Raw genomic sequence first — 18,356 nt, forward strand, 5'->3', positions numbered from 1 at the left:
CAGATGAGCAGCAACCGCACCCTGATCAGCGGCGGCCTGGTCGTCACCGCCGCCGACGAACTCCACGCCGACGTCCTGATCGAGGACGGCCGCGTGGCCGCGCTGGCCGCCCACGGCTCCGCGGCCGCCGAAGCCTGGACGGCCGAGCGCACGATCGACGCGACCGGGAAGTACGTCATCCCGGGCGGAGTCGACGCGCACACCCACATGGAGCTCCCCTTCGGCGGCACGTCCGCCTCGGACACCTTCGAGACCGGCACCAGAGCCGCCGCCTGGGGCGGCACCACCACCATCGTCGACTTCGCCGTGCAGAGCGTGGGCCACTCCCTGCGCGAGGGGCTCGACACCTGGTACGCCAAGGCCGACGGCAACTGCGCCGTCGACTACTCCTTCCACATGATCCTCTCCGACGTCAACGAGGGCACCCTGAAGGAGATGGACCTCCTCGTCGGCGAGGGCGTCACCTCCTTCAAGAGTTTCATTGGCTCGCGTGACCAGGAAACTTCACGGGGACTCGGCGACCTAGTCGGTTCGGGAGCCGTGCAGTGAGCGCTGCGCGGCATCGCACCGCGGTACGCCAGCACGGTGCTGGCTGCTGCGGCCGGCGGGGATACTGCATTCCGTGCGGTATCCCCGTCGGTGGCCCTCCGACTCCGGCATTCTGACGGGAAGGGATTCTTCGGATATGACCAGAACCCTCATTACCGGCGGCCTCGTGATCACCGCTGCCGAAGAGGTACACGCGGATGTTCTGATCGAGGGCGGCCGCGTTGTGGCAATGGCGACCGCGGGCAGTCAGGCCTGGACTGCCGACCGGGTGATCGATGCCTCCCAGAAATATGTGGTCCCGGGCGGGGTCGACGCGCACACGCACATGGAGCTGCCGTTCGGCGGCACTTTCGCATCGGACACGTTCGAGACCGGGACGCGAGCCGCGGCCTGGGGCGGTACGACGACGATCGTCGATTTCGCGGTCCAGTCGCAGGGGCAGTCCCTGCGGGCCGGCCTTGACGCCTGGTACGGCAAGGCCGACGGGAACTGCGCGATCGACTACGCATTTCACATGATCGTCTCGGACGTCAACGAGCACACGCTCAAGGAAATGGACGGACTCGTCGAAGAGGGCGTAAGTTCGTTCAAATTGTTTATGGCATATCCGGGAGTGTTTTACTCGGACGACGGCCAGATCCTGCGCGCGATGCAGCGGGCCTCTTCCAATGGCGGCCTGATTATGATGCACGCTGAGAACGGCATCGCGATCGACGTGCTCATCGAGCAGGCCCTGGCCCGCGGCGAGACCGATCCCCGGTATCACGGCGAGGTGCGCAAGGCCCTTCTGGAGGCCGAAGCCACACACCGCGCGATCCAACTGGCCCGGGTGGCGGGCTCCCCGCTGTACGTGGTCCACGTATCGGCGGAGGAGGCGGTGGCGGAGCTGGCGGCGGCCCGGGACATGGGGCTGCCGGTCTTCGGGGAGACCTGCCCGCAGTACCTCTTCCTGTCGACCGACAACCTGGCCGAGCCGGAGTTCGAGGGCGCCAAGTACGTCTGCTCCACGCCGCTGCGCCCCCGCGAGCACCAGGCGGCCCTGTGGCGGGGGCTGCGGACGAACGACCTCCAGGTGGTCTCCACCGACCACTGCCCGTTCTGCTTCCGCGGGCAGAAGGAGCTGGGCCGCGGGGACTTCTCGAAGATCCCGAACGGTCTCCCCGGGGTGGAGAACCGTATGGACCTGCTCCACCAGGCCGTCGTGGATGGGCACATCAGCCGCCGCCGCTGGATCGAGATCGCCTGCGCGAGCCCGGCCCGGATGTTCGGCATGTACCCGCAGAAGGGCACCATCGCGCCCGGCTCCGATGCCGACATCGTCATCTACGACCCGCACGCCGAGCAGGTCATCTCCGCCGAGACCCACCACATGAACGTGGACTACTCGGCGTACGAGGGCAAGCAGATCACCGGACGCGTCGACACGGTCCTCTCCCGCGGCGACCTCGTCATCGACCAGAACGAGTACGTAGGCCGGGCCGGCCACGGGGCCTTCATCCACCGTTCCACCTGCCAGTACCTCTAGGGGGCGGCCGGGGCCCGTATACCCCGGCGCCCGCACTCCCAGCAAGGAGCAGCCCGATCATGGACTTCGGCCTCGTCCTGCAGACCGACCCGCCCGCCTCCCAGGTCGTCAGCCTGATGAAGCGCGCCGAGAGGAACGGCTTCCGCTACGGCTGGACCTTCGACTCGGCCGTGCTCTGGCAGGAACCCTTCGTCATCTACAGCCAGATCCTGGCCAACACGCAGAAGCTGCACGTCGGCCCGATGGTCACCAACCCCGGCACCCGCACCTGGGAGGTGACCGCCTCAACCTTCGCCACCCTCAACGACATGTACGGCAACCGCACCGTCTGCGGTATCGGCCGCGGCGACTCCGCCATGCGCGTCGCCGGCCGCGCCCCCAACACCCTCGCCCGGCTCGGCGAGGCCATCGACGTCATCCGCGACCTCGCCGAGGGCCGCGAGGCCGAGGTCGACGGCAAGGCGCTGCGGATCCCGTGGATCAAGGACGGGAAACTCCCCGTCTGGATGGCGGCGTACGGCCCCAAGGCACTCGCCCTGACCGGCCAGAAGGCGGACGGGTTCATCCTCCAGCTGGCCGACCCCTTCCTCACGGAGTGGATGGTCAAGGCCGTACGGCAGGCCGCGACCGACGCCGGCCGCGACCCGGCGTCGGTGACCATCTGCGTGGCCGCCCCCGCGTACGTCACGGCCGACGACTCCCCGCAGGCCCTGGCCCACGCCCGCGACCAGTGCCGCTGGTTCGGCGGGATGGTCGGCAATCACGTCGCGGACCTCGTCTCCCGCTACGGCGAGCACTCCGCGATGGTCCCCGAGGAGCTCACCGCGTACATCAAGGACCGGCACGGCTACGACTACAGCCACCACGGCCGCGCCGGGAACCCCTCCACGGACTTCGTTCCCGACGAGATCGTCGACCGCTTCTGCCTCCTGGGCCCGGCCGAGGCCCACATCGCCAAACTCCGCCACCTGCGCGACCTGGGCGTCGACCAGTTCGCCGTCTACGACATGCACGACAACCGCGAGGCCACCATCGACGCGTACGGCACCTTCGTCATCCCCGCGTTCCGTTGACGATGTCGGTCGGTCCAGCGTTTCAGCACATTCCGGCACCGTGGACCGGGCTCGCGTGCGAGGTCAAGCCCGGTCTTAGCGGAACCTGTAGGGTCCCCGGGGTGTTGCTGCGAACCCTTCCGCCGGAACCTGAAGGGCTACCGTAGGGTCGTCAGTCACGTCAGGCGCGTGCACGCAGACGTTCCCCTCGGAAGGCAAGCCACACCGTGAGGCATACGGTAACTCCCACGCCGGCGACCACGGTCGTGGCCGCCCATGCGGGGCTCCCCGCCCGCAGCGCGTAAACCCCCAAGGCGACCATCAACATGAAGAACTCCAGCATCAGTGTGAACGCGACCGCCTCTCGCGCGGTCCATGCCTTGTCTGCGGCCGGCGTGCCCGTCACGCTTCCTCCAGTGGTACTCCCCCGAGGGCAAGTTGAGCGTCGGCCGGGGGCGAGGCCGTTTCGCCCCCTTAGGCTGCCGCTCACCCCTAGCCTGGCGCCATGGATGTCTCTCTGAGAACGCAGCCCAACTATCTGGAGGGGCTCTGGGCTGGGCTTTACGTCACGCCCACGTTTCATGACGAGACGGAGGAGGCGTGGTGCAGCCGCCCCCTCGTACCCGTTGCCGGGTCCTTCTTTCCCCCCGTCTTCCGCCTCAACCTGGCCGCGTGGGAAGGCTCTGACATCGACGCGTGCACGGTCCTGAAGGTCGAGAACGGCACCTTCGTGTCGCCTAACGGCATGCCGCTGCTTGGTGTCCAGAACGTCGCCGACCACGGGCGGGTTCTGACGGACTTGATGCCTCGTCTCACCCAGGCGCTCACCATGGTTCCGAACCTGATCACGGTCACAGCCGATGGAAGCTGGCGCTGGAAGCCGCTGGGCTGGGCACCTGGATCGGGACCCCAAGACCAGGCCGCCTATGAGGAGTGGAAGCGGAAGATCAAGGCTCAGAAACTGATCTTCCCCTGGATCAACGAGCAATTTCTGCTCGAAGAGCGGCTGCCGCAGCGGATGAGCAACCGATGGCACAGCTACTACCTGCCCCGCATCGAGGTTGTCGCCAGGTGCGTTCAAGAGGCCAAGGACGAGAACGACACAGTGACGTCGGGGATCCTGAACGCCTGCGACATCCTCCAAGCCGGCGAAAGTACTGCCCGCTGGCTTCTCGCCCAGGCTCGCGAGATCGGCCTCGCACCGTACGGCGAGGCTCAGGCGCCTGATGTCCCTTGGTGGATGTACGAAGAAAACAGCGAAGAGGTGATCAAACAAGCAGAATCGGGCGACCTCTCCTCGCGTGCCACTCCGAGCCTGAAACCCATCACGTAAAATCGGACATATGGGTGATTCCTGGAATCGTCCCAACCGTCGGCCTGCGCCGCTTCGATGACGTGCGCAACGTCGAGGGCGTGCGGGGCCGCGGCGCTGAACATGTAAAAGGTCGGAGGTGTCCTGGTCCCGTCGTCCGGAGGTCGGACGGCGGAACCGGATCTCGGTGCCGTCGATGATCCCATCCCGTTCGTCGGCGCTGAGGTGGTCGACGACCTCGGCCAGGGTCCGCAGCCGGACGCCGGGGCTGATCGTGCACCCGCGCTCGGCGAGCGGGGTGCACATCGCCGATGGCCCGGGTGATGGTGGAGCAGTCCACGCCGAACAAGCAGGCCAGCACGTCATGGGTGATCCCGTGACGGGGATGGACGAGCCTGGCCAGGAGCCGGTCGACGAACACCAGCTGGTTCTTCCAGCCTGCTCCCACACCCGCTGCCGCGGCCGGGAAGCCGGCTTGGCCTGGTGGCTCATGCCGTAACGGACCCAGGTTCGCGACGAGTTCAGATCAAGTCGGCCGACAGGCCCGTGATCCGGCGGCCGCTGACGATCGCTGCACGAGTCAGGGTCCTCACCACCCCAACATGATCGGCTGTCCGCGGCTCGGCGTCTCATCGCATACCGTGCACAAGCTCGTTAGGTTGGCGAGACCGATTGCCGAGTCGGGTGTTGCTTGGAAATAGTCTCGAGACCCCGTGTGTTGGATGTGTCCACGAAGGGGGAGGTGCCGGACCTGAAATTGTTCATCACGAAGAGCGGCGTGACCGAGGTCGCGCCGCGTTTGGCTGAGGCCGAGGCAGATGTGCAGGACCTCATCGAGGCGCACATGCAGGCCATGCTCGGGGTGACGTTCCTGGCGAGCGAGTACAGCACCGGACCGGTGCACAGCGGGCGGATCGATTCGCTGGGCATCGACGAGAACGGTGCGCCGGTGATCGTGGAGTACAAGCGCGGCACGGACGCGGGCGTGATCAACCAGGGCCTCTTCTACATGGCCTGGTTGCTCGACCACCGGGATACCTTTCGGCACCTGGTCCGCGACCGGCTCGGGGCCCACGCTGCGGCCCAGGTGCTGTGGAGCGCACCGAGGCTGATTTGCGTGGCCGGCGACTTTACCCGCTACGACATCCACGCCGTCCGCGAGCACCGGCACGCCATCGATCTGGTCCGCTACCGGTACTTCGGCAGCGAGCACGTTGGTCTTGAGACGGTGGCCTCCTTCGCCGGCCGTGCCGCGGCGCGGAAGTCTGGCAGCCGGACCCGGGGCACGGCGAAGGTGCAGCGGACCGCGATGAAGGCCGAGGCCATGGTCAAGCTGGCCGCGGCGGTCGACGAGGTGCTGCTCGGGCTCGGTGATGACCTCACGAAGGTCTCGAACCAGACCTACACCGCGTACCGGCGTATGCAGAACTACGCGTGCCTGGTCCCGCCGAAGAAGGCCAAGCTGCTGGTCTACCTGAAGGCCGACCCGGCGACGGTCGACCTCGTGCCCGGCTTCGCGCGTGACGTGACGGGGCTCGGCCACCACGGCACCGGTGACCTGGAGCTGACGCTCCAGACCGAGCGGGACCTGGAGCGCGCAGCCGACTACTTCCGGCAGAGCTACGCCCTGGCGTGATGGCCCGGTGTCCGTGGCCAGACCACAGGCATCGGAGGAGCGCGAAGCGGGCTGGTGACCTGGGTTCGTGATGGTGCCTCTCGACGGCTCGGGCATGGTGGCAGTGGATGTCCAATGATTCCGACGATTCCCCGGTTTGGCTGACCGGGGATCTGCTGCTATGTTCCGCCGCGCCCAGTGGCCGGTGCACTCGGGGAGTGTGCCTGGACACGATTCGGGCGCGCAATCTGCGGGACAGGGGCCCCGCTTCATTCCCCGTACGCGGGGCCTCTTATACGGCCGTTGATTTGCAGCGTGGTGGTGTAGCGGCAGGATGCTGCGGGCGGTCATCGTTCGTGGTGGGGGAGGTCGTCTTCGCGGATGGCGAGGTAGGTCTCGGCTGTCGCAGCTTCGAGGAGGCCGGGGTCTTCGTCGAGGTCGAGCCGCGGGTCGTTCTGGGTGTGGAGCAGTTCTCGCCAGGGGCGGTCTCTGCCGTCCTCGAAGGCCGCACGGACACGGGGCTCGATCCGGGCGCGCTCTTCCTCCTGCTGTTCCCGGAAGACCCTGCGCTGGGTGTGGCGCCGGCGCTCCTCGGCTTCCTCGCTGGCGGGCTCGTCGGCACGAACGTCTTCGGCCCGCATGCCCGGGGTCCGCTCGGCGATGAGCTGGTCCTCTCGGTGGAGTTGGGCGCAGGCGGCGAAGAGCTGCCGGGACATGCCCAGGGCAGTTCGGTGCCGGGTACACGGTAGGTCAGGAAGTCGTCGAGGCCGAGGGCCCGGGCGTACTCCCGACGGCCGGGCTGGGCGTCGTCGGCGAACTCGGCACGGACATCGCTGCGCATGGCGTAGGCGTCCGTGTCACGCTCCAGGGGTGTGGTGACGCCGCGGGCGCTTCTCCGGCGGTTCGTGCGGTCGGCGGGCAGGGCCACGGTCTTGAGCCGGGAGGGCTGGGCGCCGCTGAGCGCGAGGTACACCAGCATCTGGGCGCGTGCCGTGCCCATGAGGGCGTCGTCGCTGTCGCCGAGATGGTCCTCGGGGGACCCCGGTGGCTGGGGACCAGTGGTGCTGACGGTGGGAGGGAGCGGCGGTTTGCCGGGGTGGTGGTCGTGGTCGATGGTGAGGAACAGGTCGCCCTGGGGCTGGACGCTGGCTCCCACGAGGATCCGCCGGTGGGCGTATTCGTGGAGGACCTTGCTGCCGCCCTGGAGCTGCTTCCAGCCTTCCCAGAGGCGGGGGCCGCGGACGTTCCCGCCTTTGGCCTCGATCATCCAGTACAGGTTCTCCTGCTCGTGCAGGCCCCACAGGTCCGGCAGTTTCGCGGAGGTGCTGACGAACTTGTCGCGGAGGGCGGGAATGGGGCCGCCGTCCTCGATGTGCAGGGTCTGGCCCAGCCCCATCAGGGAGCGGGTCGCCCACTCGGCCATGGTCATGCCCAGGCGGTAGCCGAGGGCGTTCTTCGCGGAGCGTTCGGTGCCGTACTCGTAGACCGGGTTGACGGTCAGGCGGCGGCCCTTGCTGCCGGCCAGGGTGTGCTTGGTGTCGACGGCGTGGGTGCCCAGGTAGGCGTAGAGAGGGGCGACGCGGGCGACGAGTTCGCTGCTGGCCAGCTGGGGCAGTCGCAGGAGGTTCGGGGTGATGTCCCGGCCCACCTCGGTGGCGGCCTTGAGGATCTCCCGCCAGGTGGTGGTGGGCAGGTACCAGCCGTTCTTCGCGGGAAAACCGGCGGTCGCCGGCCATGGTGCCGGCTTCGCGGTCCTCCACTGCTTGAACGGTCGTGCCGCCGGACTGTCGCGGAACACCACGGGTATGTCCACGCTGTCGGTGTACAGGAGGGGCGGGACGTCGGCGAAGGGGGAAGGGATCACCGGCCCACTGTGCCACTCGCCAGGGACACTCCCGCATCCTGGGTCTTCCGGGCTCTGCCGTATCCCCAGCTCGGGCGGTCGCCTGGCAGGGAGTTCAGCGCTTGGGCGCGGCCCGGGGAGCCGATGCTGAGGGGCGGGCCACCACGGGCTTCATCGGCAGGCTGGGCGCGGTTGCGGCGGTGGGCCTGGGCTGCCGCCGCCCCCGGTCGTGCGCGAGTTCGACGGCGACGTCTTGGACGAGCGCTGCGCGAGCGTAGGCGGACTTGACGGCACACTTCCGTACGTGACCACCCTGACCGACGTGCTCGGAGCCGACGACGATCTCCTCGTCGTCTTCCCGCTGCAACGCCCGGGTGTCCCGCACCGCTCCGTTTCTGGAGCGGACAGGCGACGGAGCGTATTGGGGTCGAGGCGGCCGGCGCGGCCCGTTTCTGCGAAGTCCGGGCGCCCGCCCCGTGCAGCGTCCGGAACTGGGCGTACGTCAGCCGGGTCGCGGGGAACGAGGGCGGTGGCAGGAAGGGGGCCACCAGCGGACGTGTTGTTCGGACCCGGCTCCGCGGCCGACGGATACCCGACAGGATGGTTCTCATGCCTGATACCCCGATGGTGAATCTCGCTGACCACAGCGCATACGGCCTCGAACTGGAGATGAGCCTGCTGCTCCCCTCCGCCGCGCCGGCCCCCTGGGGGGCCGCGGTGCACGAGGCGGCCCGCATCCTTGTCGACCAGCCATGGGAACAGGGCAGCCGGGCACCCGTAGACCTGTGCACGCTGTCCCTGCTCCTGTTCGCCCGGACTCATGGCTCCGACCGCGTGCCCCCGGACGTGCCGGTCACCGAGCTGTGTGAGGCCCTCTCCGGGCCGGCGGATCGGGAGCCGCGGATCGTCGACGAGATCGGCCGAGCGCTGACGGAGACCGGGCAAGGCTACGACCCCGCTGCCCGGCAGGGCCGACCCCTGTGGAGCATCTTCAACGTGGTGCGCGACCAGTACGGCGGCCGTATCGGCGCCAGCCTCCTCGCCGACGATATCGAGCCGCCCGCCCCCGGGCCTTCCCCGATGCGGGCCGCAGCTGGACGGCTCGCCCAGTTCCTCACCGCGTACCCGGAGCAGGCCCGCGAGCAGGCCACTGCACCGGCGGTCGCGCCCGGTCCTCTCATCATCGAGTCCGATCGGATCCAGATCGTGACCGCCAACAGCGTCAGGCCCCTCCGCTGCTCGCAGGGCGACCCGGTGCGCATGGTGCGCGTCGACGGGCCCGAGGCGACCCTCGAGTGCGAGCTAGGGCATACCTCAGGGCACTGGGAGCTTGAGGCTGCGCGGGTGAGGATGGCTGCCGCCCGGGCAACGGGGGCCCATCGCCTCCTCCGTCGTGGACGAGGCCGGGTTCACCTGGGACCTGGGCGGCCACGTGGTCTTCTCCCACTTCGGTGAGTTCGACCGGCTCCTGGCCGAGCTGTTCACCCACGGGGAGCTGCTGCACCACGACCGCTCCTCCTACATCCGGCACGCCGGCGGATGGACGCCCTACCCGTTCCAGCAGCACCTCCACCACCTCCCGCCGAAGGACGCCGTGGCCTGCCTGCGCGACCTCCTCACCGCACGCCCCGACCCCCGCAAAGGCCGTGCGCCGGCGGACTTCGCGACCTGGCTGGTCACGGTGTACGGCCAGGCCTTGGTGGACCGTTTCTTCGCCCCGTACAACACCAAGGTGTGGGCGACGCCGCTGGAAGACATGGCCTCGGCGTGGGTAGCCGAGCGGGTGGCCCCGATTGATGTCGAGCAGGCCCTCGCCGCGTTCGTCGGCACCGCGGCACCCGGGCGCCGGTGGGGCCCCAATGCCACCTTCGCGTTCCCCGCGTCCGGCGGCACCGGCGAGATCTGGCGCCGTCTCGCGGCCCGCATCCCCGCCGGCCGCCTGCGCACCCAGGCCCGCGCGACCGCCGTCGACCCCGCAGCCCGTACCGTCACCCTCGCCGACGGCACGAGGATCGGCTACGGCAGCCTGGTGGCCACCGGCCCCCTCGACCAGCTCGCCGCCATGACCGCTGCCTGCCCGGCCCTGCTCCGGACGGCCGCCCAGAACCTGCGCCACACCACCGTGGCCATGGTCGGCCTCGGCTACCGGACACCGACCACCGACGCCCGGTCCTGGCTGTACTTCCCGCAGTCCGACGTGCCCTTCTACCGGGCCACGAACTTCAGCAAGTACGCGCCAGCCAACGTCCCCCGTGCCGACGTGGACGCCTACAGCGCCTGGATGACCGAAACCTCCCTCACCCCCGGTCGGGCCATCGACCCCGAGGCGCTGGTCCACTCCTGCGACCAGGCCCTCCGCCGCCACGGCCTCGTGCCGGCGCAGGCGCCGCGCGCCAGTGCCCACATCGAGGTCATCCCGTACGCGTACCCGGTGCCCACCCTCGGCCGCGACCAGGTCCTGGCACAGGTGATGCCGTGGATGGAAGAGCGCGCCATCTACCCGCGGGGCCGCTTCGGGATCTGGCGCTACGAGATCGGCAACATGGACCACGCGGTCAAGATGGGCATCGACATCGCCCGCCGACTGGTGCACGGAACGCGCGAGGAACTCCTTGCCTCCGCACCCCTGGCGCCCACAACGTCCGCGGCCCGGGTGGAGTGCCGGTGACGGCCGGCACGCGGACGGCCACAGCGCTGTTCGCCGGACACTGCTTCCGCGTCGTTACCGACACAGCCTTCGACGCCGTCCAAGCACGTTACCTCCAGGCCTTCGTCCCCGAATTTCAGCCCGCACCGCCGTGCGGGGAGGAGAGCGCTGTCCGGGTCCGCCACGACGCAGCCCTCTTCCAGGCCAGTACGGCCCGCGTTGCGGACGCCGCCTCTCTGACCGTGGCGCCGTTCCGCGGCGAGCCGTACCACCGCTGCGAGCTGGACGACACCACCTGGTGGCGGCCCGCTCCCGACACGCACTTACCCCTCGACCACCTCTATGCCCGGGACGCGGCGGGCAGTCAGACGGTGCTGCTGAAACCTGGTGCCGAGCGCGGCGAGCGGTACCTGATGCGTGTCGTCCGCGAGGTCGTCCTGCGATGCTCCGAACACCGCGGGTGGACTTCCTTCCACGCTGCGGCCGCTGCCCTTGACGACCGCGGTGTGCTCATCGCCGCACCCTCCGCGGCGGGCAAGACAACCGTGCTCACCGCACTGGCCGCCCACTGCGGGGCGGACCTGATCGCATCCGACCGGGCCCTGGTGACCGCCGACGCGGGAACGGTGGCCGGGGTGCCGATCTCGGTCCGGATCGGCGGGGGCACCCTGTCCGCACTGGCCCCGCGTGAAGGTCTGCCGAACCCGCACGCCCTGCCCGGAGACTTCGGCAGCGCCCGCAAAGCAGCACTGACCCCGCGCAGGTTTGCCGACGCCTTCCGCACCGGCGTGCGGGAGACAGCGCCCCTGCGGCTAGTCGTCGTACCCCGCCTCTGCGACGACGACCGGACCTTGACCAGCCGCATCCTCAGCAGAGCGGGGGCCCGCACCGCCCTCACAGCCGTGTGCTGCACCCCGTACGACGAGGACTGGCTCGAGCCCTGGTTCGCCGACCGGACCCGGACCCCAGCCGACCTGGCAGGCCAGGCCGCCGACCTCATCGACAGACTTGTTGCCACCGCTCCCGTCCTCCAGGTCACGGCCGGCGTGCACAGCCCCGGCTTGTTGGAGAAGATCACCGGCGCGGTGACGGGGAGGCTGCCGTGTCAGTGAGCCGCATCGCCCTGGTGGGACCGGTCGCCGCCGGGAAGTCGACGCTGTCTGCGGCGATATCCGCCCATACCGGCCTGCTCCGCATCGACCTCGACGAGCTGTTCTGGGGGCCGAACTGGACCCCCCTGGACACCCCCGTCTTCCACAAGGCCGCACGTGACCGCCTCGCAGCACCAGCATGGATCGCGGACGGCAACTACGGCGGCGAAATCGCCGAGATGCTCCTGGACCGCGCCGAGCTGGTCCTCTGGCTCGACCTGCCGCTCCACGTGTGCCTGCCCCGTCTTCTCAGCCGCTCGCTGCGCCGGGCAAGCACCGGCGAAGAGCTCTTCGCCGGGAACCGGGAGACCTACCGCCACCTGCTGGCCGCGGACTCCATCCTCCGCTGGGGCCCCATGCACCACCACCGCCACCAACGCCGCTGGTCCGCCCGACTTCACCCCGACCACACGCCCGGCATCAAGGTAGTGCGACTGGACCGCCCCGCCACCATCACCCCGCAGCTGCGCAGGCTCGGCCTGCTGCCCGCAACAGGAAGGGGACGCCCGTGATCGCCGCCGTCGTCCGCGTGCCCTGGCACACCGCCCACGGCGGCTACGACCGCCTCCTGGACCACCTGCCCGAAGTCCGCCGCATCACCCCGCCCCGCCACCGGGTAGCGATCCGGGCCTTCACGGCGGCCCACCGCGTTGTCGGCCCCCACTGCCCGCTGCCGTTCTATCCGGCCGAGCACTTCGCCACCGATCTGCGCGTCCTCGCCTCCCGCCAACCGGCGCACGTCCTCTACGGGGACGAGCAATTCTGGCTCTCCCGCCTCCGCACCGGTCCGACCGCAGTCACCTACCACCAGCCGCCCGACTACCTTGCCAAGCTGCTGCCGATCAAAGCGTGGCAGCGCCTGGCCCCGCGGGTGGACCAGATCATCGTCCTCGATCCCGAGCAGCAGGCCTTCTTCGGCGACTTGGTTCCTCCAGATCGTGTGCACCTCGTGCCGCACGGCATCGACACCACCGCCTTCACCCCCGCGGACACACCACAGCATCAGGGCCGTCCTCTGGTGCTGACCGTGGGCTGGTGGCTGCGCGACTTTGACACCCTCTACGCCGTCCATGACCTCCTGCACCGCCGCCACGGCCAGGACATCGAGCTGGCCGTCGTCACCCGGCAGGCCGCTTCACGTCCGTGGCACCCGGCCGCGCGCATCCTGGAAGGGATCAGTGAGCAGGAGCTGGTAGCCCTCTACCGGCGGGCGGCGTTCCTGCTGCTGCCCCTGACCGGGGCCAGCGCCAACAACGCACTGCTGGAAGCTCTCGCCTGCGGCACCCCGGCCGTTGTCACGGACATCGGCGGCATTCGGCACTACACCGGGGGCGGCCCGGCCGCTGTCCTGGTTCCACCTGGCGACGCGTCGGCTGCGGCCGACGCCTCCGACAGGCTGCTTGCCGAGCTGGGCACCGCCGACCGCATCGCACGGCGTGCTGCCGCCCGCGCGCGGGCCGAATCCTTCGCCTGGCCACGCATCGCCGCCGACGTACGCTCCGTCTACCGGATGCTGGAGGCAGCATGACCGCCGCCGAGATGTGGTTGGACGTGGTCGTGCCGACCCTCGTCACGGGACTGCTGGCCCGTGCCCTCTGGGCCGCCATCGCGGTCGAGGCGAGCGCGCGGTGGCTCCTGAACACCCCCGCGAACCGCCCCGGCGACGTGGACAGTCAGGCACCCTGGCTGCTGGTGCTGCTGCCGATGCTCCGTGAACAGGCCGTCGCGGCCGAGTCGATCGCCGCGTTCACCGGCCTCGACTACCCCGCAGGCCGCGCCGCCGTCGCGGCCATCACCACCGAACGGGAGCACACAGCCCGAGCCCAGCACCGCACACGCCTGCCGGAGCTCGCCGCCCTGCCCACCCTGGCGGCAGCCCAGCTGCGGGGCATGTTCCCCGCAGCGCGCTGCCAGGCCGTCGCCGAGACCGTGAGCGCCGCCTCGCGCGACGAGCGCTTAGTGGTGCTGACCAGCTGTTCGATGCCGAGCCGAGCACCGCCGACGTCGTGTCCGCCCTGACCGCCGACCGGACAGAGGGGCTGCCGCTGGTGCATCTGCACCAGCCTGACGTAGGCGGCCGAAAGCCGGGACAGCTCAACTTCGCCCTCGACCACATGCCCGACGTCCTCGGCAAGCTCGGCTGGCGCGAGGAAACCCACGCCGACAACACCTTCGTCCTGGTCTACGATGCCGACGCCGTCCCCGACCGGACCACCCTCACCGCCTTCGCCGGCGCCGCCGCCGAACACCGGGCGTCTACCGGCCGTACTCCGGCACTGATCCAGCAGCAGAGGCTCCCGCTGCTGGGCCGCCGCGCCTTCCCCCGAGGCAGTAGAGGCCTGCTGCTGACCGGGGAGTGGATCTACCAACTCCGGCGCTCCCTCGGCATCGAACTCGCCCGCGTACGCCTCCACCAGTGGCTCAGCCGTACCAGGCTCCCCGAGCCGGTCCGGACGTGGTTGAGGCCGATGGTCTACGCCGTCGGCTGCGGTATGGCAGTCCACCTCCCCGCCCTGCGTCGACTCGGCGGCTTCCCGGAACCGATGGAAGACCTCGGCACGGGACACCGCCTCTCACTTCTCGGCGCCCACCTCGCACCGTCCGACGCCGCGGTCCTCGACGAGCCCTACACCGACACCACCGGACTGACCAACCTCCACGCGCTCGCCTTCACGGCCTCTGCCCGACCCGACCACCACGCCCGAGCCGTCGCCCATTTGCCCAGCGGCCTCTCCCGCCCGGCCAAGGCCGCCCTGATGCTGCGAGAGTGGGCGGACCAAGCCGCCTGGCTCCTCGGCGCCCCGCTGCTGGCCGCAGCCGTGGCCAGCAGCCCATGGGCCGGCCCGTGGTGGGCCGGACTCGCCGCCGCCGGCGTCCTGCTGCACGGCCCCGTCACCACCGCCCAGCTGCTCGCGCTGGCACCGGCTCTGCACCGCCGCGTCACCCCACCCGCGCCCCTCGGACCGCCACCGTGCTGCACCGCGGCCCGCCCGATGATGCTCATCGCGGCCAGCCCCCTTCAGCCCTTCGTCCGGCTGGCCGGGCCCTGGCGACTGATCTGGGCGAAGACCACCGGACGCCGCCTCGGCTTCGGTAAGACTGAACGCTGAACACCCAACACCCGATCACACGTGGGAGCTCCCGTGGCTGAACCAGGTACCGCGACGGTCCGCAACGCGGCCAAGGCCGTCATCCTCTACGACGGCTGCGTCCTGCTCCAGCGCGCCCACTGGGAGGGGCAGGACTGCCTGTTCCTGCCCGGCGGGGGCCAGGAACCCGGCGAGGCCCTCGACGCCACAGTCCGCCGAGAAGTCCACGAGGAGACCGGCCTGGAGGTCGTACCCGAGCGCCTGCTGTGGCTGCGCGAGTACATCGGGGCCAACCACGGAGGCGCCCCGGAAGACCACCGGGTCGAAGCGATCTTCCTGTGCCGCCCCGAGGGCGACCCGGACCAGCTCGGCGGCCACGCCGAGGACGACCTGCAGACCGGCCTGGAATGGGTGGAGCTGGAGAAAGTGACCGGCCTCAACCTGCTGCCCCAGGGCCTGCGCCCCCTGATCGCCGACCTCGCACACGGTGAACTCCCCGCCCGCTACCTCGGCGACCTCGCCTGACCGCATGGCGATGACCGACGGCCGCGTCCCCGAAGGCGCCACCGACATCAGCACCGGCCAGGCCAACCGTGTCTGGTACATCGGCGGACGCGAGCCGTACGTCCTCAAGCACTACGGTGACCCGGCCCGCGCCGCCAACGAAGCAGCCGCCCTCGCACTCCTCACCTACCACGGCGCCCCCGGCCCCCGCCTCCTCGACGCCGACCTGGAAGCGCGGCCGGCCTGGACCGCGCAGAGCGCCGTCCAGGCCCAACCCGTACCCGCCGAAAGGTTCCAAGCCGAGCTCGCCAGCCCGCTCAAGCAGGTCCACGCCATCGGCGGGACCCACTTCGGACGCCTCGCCGGAGCCCCCCGCCACCCCACCTGGCGCCACTACCTCCACGACCGCCTCAACCTCTACACGACCACAGCACCCGATCTCGCTACCGCCGCCGCAGCCCTCCGCCGAGACCTCGACCGAGTGACCCTCGATATCGAGCCACGGCTTCTCCACCACGACCTCCAACCCGGACACCTCGTCTGCAGCCCCGACGGACACCGACTCCTGCTGGACTGGGAACTCGCCGCCCTCGGAGACCCGCTCTCCGACCACGCCCGCCTCGCCGTCCGCTTACGCCTGGCCTCGCCCCAGACCGTGCTCCCCAGGGCCGCTCCCTCCGCCCGTCAGCGCCTGGACCTGTACTGGCGCCTCCACCTCATCGCGGATGCAGCCCTGGCCACCGACCTCGCAGTCCGCGGACACGCCCTATCCCTTATCAGGGGCAGGGAGTGACGCTGATTCACGCTGGGGCTGCTCTGTTCTGTTGCTCGAGGCGTTCTCCTCGGGGCAGGAGGGGTGATCAGAACATCCAAGTCGACGCCCGCCCTCTCCCGGAGATCCCCTCGCTGAGGGAACTCGCGATGGCGCGCCTGATCAAGATCGACGTCGACGGGGCCGAGGAGTCCCTCATGGACCTGGCGCGGGCTCTTGGCGCCTGCCCCCGGTCGATGCGGTCGCGGTGGGTACGGACAACGCCAACCACCTGCGGGAGCTCGCCGGAGCCCTGGCCTACGAGGTCGACGACCAGGTGGTCCGGGAGTACCGGCAGCTCCTTCAGGCCCGCCTTCAGCCCGCCTGAAGCTCCTTCACCACTCGCTCCGCCATCTCCCGGGCGGCCCCCAGCCGGGGATCGTCCGGGTCGGCGTAGGGGCCGAGGATCTTCGCGGCAACGAACAGCGTCATCAGCTTCCCGTCCCGGCTCTCCAGATCGTCACGCCGCTCTCGGTGGACACGGCCGGCCAAAGCGGGGACGGCGAGGGAGGCGCCTCACAGATTCGCCGCGTCCAGGCCGCGTGGGGCCATGCCCCAGTCCTCCCAGTCGAACATGTTGAACACTGGCGCCGTCATATTCGCCCAGTTGAGATCCGCATGGGCCGGGCGCCATTCGGCCACGGTCGTATCGACCCCGGGGAAGATGCTGTGGATCGTCCCCGCAACCAAATCATGTGTGACGGTCTCGGTATCCGGTGTCGCGATCCGGTTGGTGTGTTGCGCAGCGAGGGTGTCCAGGGAGGTGTTCAGCGCGACCCACCATTCCTCGGCCAACCCCGGGTCCTCTGCCACCACCGCGTTACCCACCGGCGCCCCGGGCAGCAGCTCCGTCTCGTCCGCCCGCCACATCACAGGCTCCGTCTCGTCCCGCCAGGCGACGCCGGCGAACCAGGCCGGTTTCGCGATTCCGTGCAGGGCCTCGGCGGACGCGGTGCCGTCCCCGCCCTGGACCCCGATCCGGTCGAGCCCCCGCCGCTCGATGCGCACCCACGTACCGCGGTCCGTACGTGCCCCCACAGACCGGCGCTTACGTACCACAGTCCCGTGATCGAGGCGCACCGCCATCGACTGCTCCACGCGGTTCAGCACGGCTTCCGCGGGCTCTTTGCGTAGATCCACGGGGCGCAGCGTCATGCACCCGAACGTACCAAGTCCGCAACGCATTGTGTGGAGTTCGACACCGCCCCACATTCACGCGGCGGCCGGCAGCCTGATTGATGCTGCTGGCTAACGGAAGTCCGGAAGGCTGGGGATCGTTCTGTGCGGTTGCATGGTGGCCACCGTCCGACAAGAAGCGGCCAGGAAGTCGGTCGCCAGGGCGGCGGCGACCGGTGGACTACGACGACACGTGGCTGTGAGGGCGGGCTACGTGTCCTCAGACGAGACGGGGAACGCGGTTCTGCCCGCCCTCAAACCTCCTGGACCACCTTGATCAGCACGACGGTCGTATCGACGTCCACGACCAGGACCTACCCTTCAGGCCCGTCTCGCTGACGCGCACACCCAGCTGGTGGGCCGAGGAAGCTACCTCGATCATGGAGGCCTGGAGATCTGGAGGCCGCTGGCCAGCAGTCACAGCCAGTCAGGGCTGACGATCTCCTCGCCCTCGCCCTGAGGCGCCTCGAAACGGGCGAAGAAGTCGTCCAGGGCCTCCGTCGAAACGAACAAGGAGTTCGCGTCCGCATGCTGGTTGCGCTCGTCGAGTCGTCTGAGCAGCTCCGTCCGTTCGACAGGGAAGTACAGCAGGCGCCACCGCGCACCTGCCTGTTCCACCAGCTGCTTCATCTCCTCCCGGTGCTTGCGCGGCCACAGCCCGTGGTCCCACACCACGTCCAGGCCCTCCGCTACCAATCGCACAAGCTGCTCCTGAAGCTCCGCGACGACCGGGGCTTCCTTCTCGAAGTACGTGTTCTCTGGGTAGTCGACCCCGTACCGGCCATGCCGCTCGTGCACCAGCTCGTCCACCGATAGCCGCACCGCACCCGCCGGCTCCAGCCGCTCTCGGGAGTAGGTCGTCTTTCCCGAACCGGTCAGCCCGACGAGCATGAACACCACCGGCCCACCTTCGCGCCCCACCGTCACACCCTCCACCGCCAACCTCTGCTCGGCCCCAGCCTGCCACCGACCGCCCGCGCCGCGGGCCACAACCAAGGCGCGGATGCAGCCCTGGCGACCAGCCCTGCGGTCCGCGCCATGCTCCTTCGCTCGCCACTGGGACGCAGTGATGCTGACGCGGA

At 69.7% G+C, this 18,356-nt stretch carries 17 protein-coding genes and 2 pseudogenes; 14 read left to right on the forward strand and 5 right to left on the reverse strand.

Annotated features, from left to right (window positions below):
- Nucleotides 1-3: 3 nt before the first annotated feature.
- The 4 genes and pseudogenes from BSL84_RS27325 to BSL84_RS36620 form a co-directional block, all read left to right on the forward strand.
- A pseudogene (locus BSL84_RS27325) lies at nt 4-481 on the forward strand (amidohydrolase family protein); the annotation flags it as partial.
- 204 nt (nt 482-685) lie between these two features.
- The gene (hydA, locus tag BSL84_RS27330) at nt 686-2,074 is read left to right on the forward strand and encodes a dihydropyrimidinase (protein WP_075971345.1); all 1,389 of its coding nucleotides are present in this window, start codon (nt 686-688) and stop codon (nt 2,072-2,074) included.
- Nucleotides 2,075-2,133: 59 nt separating this feature from the next.
- Nucleotides 2,134-3,147 (forward strand): TIGR03842 family LLM class F420-dependent oxidoreductase, encoded by a 1,014-nt coding sequence (locus BSL84_RS27335; protein WP_075971346.1) that lies wholly within the window; start codon nt 2,134-2,136, stop codon nt 3,145-3,147.
- Between the two features lie 484 nt (nt 3,148-3,631).
- A complete protein-coding gene (locus BSL84_RS36620; protein ID WP_199838818.1) occupies nt 3,632-4,459 on the forward strand; it encodes a hypothetical protein in 828 nt (275 codons plus the stop codon).
- On the opposite strand, the gene BSL84_RS27340 is transcribed toward BSL84_RS36620, so the two are convergent.
- Complete coding sequence (locus tag BSL84_RS27340; protein ID WP_324616550.1) at nt 4,452-4,886, reverse strand: transposase family protein; 435 nt, start codon at nt 4,884-4,886, stop codon at nt 4,452-4,454. The genes BSL84_RS36620 and BSL84_RS27340 overlap by 8 nt on opposite strands.
- A 294-nt stretch (nt 4,887-5,180) precedes the next feature.
- Between BSL84_RS27340 and BSL84_RS27345 the strand changes: the two genes are divergently transcribed.
- Entirely contained in the window at nt 5,181-6,074 is an 894-nt protein-coding gene (locus BSL84_RS27345; protein ID WP_075972255.1) for a DUF5655 domain-containing protein, read from the forward strand.
- A 271-nt stretch (nt 6,075-6,345) separates the two neighbouring features.
- Here BSL84_RS27345 and BSL84_RS27350 read toward each other — a convergent pair whose 3' ends face one another.
- Together BSL84_RS27350 and BSL84_RS27355 are read right to left on the reverse strand one after the other, a co-directional pair.
- Entirely contained in the window at nt 6,346-7,917 is a 1,572-nt protein-coding gene (locus BSL84_RS27350) for a gamma-glutamyltransferase (protein ID WP_234363529.1), read from the reverse strand.
- A 94-nt stretch (nt 7,918-8,011) separates the two neighbouring features.
- A complete protein-coding gene (locus BSL84_RS27355) occupies nt 8,012-8,281 on the reverse strand; it encodes a hypothetical protein (protein ID WP_075971347.1) in 270 nt (89 codons plus the stop codon).
- A 224-nt stretch (nt 8,282-8,505) separates the two neighbouring features.
- Between BSL84_RS27355 and BSL84_RS34930 the strand changes: the two genes are divergently transcribed.
- From BSL84_RS34930 to BSL84_RS27395, 9 genes are read left to right on the forward strand one after another with little or no spacing between them, the layout of a single operon-like run.
- A complete protein-coding gene (locus tag BSL84_RS34930) occupies nt 8,506-9,351 on the forward strand; it encodes a hypothetical protein (RefSeq protein WP_079273308.1) in 846 nt (281 codons plus the stop codon).
- Entirely contained in the window at nt 9,290-10,564 is a 1,275-nt protein-coding gene (locus tag BSL84_RS27360; protein WP_079273309.1) for a protoporphyrinogen/coproporphyrinogen oxidase, read from the forward strand. The genes BSL84_RS34930 and BSL84_RS27360 overlap by 62 nt, the downstream gene beginning before the upstream one ends.
- Nucleotides 10,561-11,655, forward strand: a complete 1,095-nt coding sequence (locus BSL84_RS27365) for a hypothetical protein (protein WP_075971348.1) — start codon at nt 10,561-10,563, stop codon at nt 11,653-11,655. Before BSL84_RS27360 ends, BSL84_RS27365 begins: the two co-directional genes overlap by 4 nt.
- The gene (locus BSL84_RS27370) at nt 11,646-12,206 is read left to right on the forward strand and encodes a hypothetical protein (protein WP_234363530.1); all 561 of its coding nucleotides are present in this window, start codon (nt 11,646-11,648) and stop codon (nt 12,204-12,206) included. The genes BSL84_RS27365 and BSL84_RS27370 overlap by 10 nt, the downstream gene beginning before the upstream one ends.
- Nucleotides 12,203-13,222: a glycosyltransferase family 4 protein gene (locus BSL84_RS27375; protein WP_075971349.1), complete on the forward strand. Its 1,020-nt coding sequence runs from the start codon at nt 12,203-12,205 to the stop codon at nt 13,220-13,222. The genes BSL84_RS27370 and BSL84_RS27375 overlap by 4 nt, the downstream gene beginning before the upstream one ends.
- Complete coding sequence (locus BSL84_RS27380) at nt 13,219-13,713, forward strand: hypothetical protein (RefSeq protein ID WP_075971350.1); 495 nt, start codon at nt 13,219-13,221, stop codon at nt 13,711-13,713. The genes BSL84_RS27375 and BSL84_RS27380 overlap by 4 nt, the downstream gene beginning before the upstream one ends.
- The gene (locus tag BSL84_RS27385; protein WP_075971351.1) at nt 13,701-14,804 is read left to right on the forward strand and encodes a hypothetical protein; all 1,104 of its coding nucleotides are present in this window, start codon (nt 13,701-13,703) and stop codon (nt 14,802-14,804) included. Before BSL84_RS27380 ends, BSL84_RS27385 begins: the two co-directional genes overlap by 13 nt.
- A 33-nt stretch (nt 14,805-14,837) precedes the next feature.
- Nucleotides 14,838-15,308 (forward strand): NUDIX domain-containing protein, encoded by a 471-nt coding sequence (locus BSL84_RS27390; protein ID WP_075971352.1) that lies wholly within the window; start codon nt 14,838-14,840, stop codon nt 15,306-15,308.
- Nucleotides 15,309-15,312: 4 nt separating this feature from the next.
- Nucleotides 15,313-16,080, forward strand: a complete 768-nt coding sequence (locus tag BSL84_RS27395) for a phosphotransferase family protein (protein WP_075971353.1) — start codon at nt 15,313-15,315, stop codon at nt 16,078-16,080.
- A gap of 333 nt (nt 16,081-16,413) precedes the next feature.
- On the opposite strand, the pseudogene BSL84_RS27400 reads toward BSL84_RS27395, so the two are convergent.
- Both BSL84_RS27400 and BSL84_RS27405 read right to left on the reverse strand, forming a co-directional pair.
- Nucleotides 16,414-17,253: pseudogene (locus tag BSL84_RS27400) on the reverse strand (hypothetical protein).
- A 438-nt stretch (nt 17,254-17,691) separates the two neighbouring features.
- Entirely contained in the window at nt 17,692-18,171 is a 480-nt protein-coding gene (locus tag BSL84_RS27405; protein WP_420718792.1) for an ATP-binding protein, read from the reverse strand.
- Nucleotides 18,172-18,356: the final 185 nt, after the last annotated feature.

Source organism: Streptomyces sp. TN58 (assembly GCF_001941845.1).
Lineage (GTDB): Bacteria > Actinomycetota > Actinomycetes > Streptomycetales > Streptomycetaceae > Streptomyces.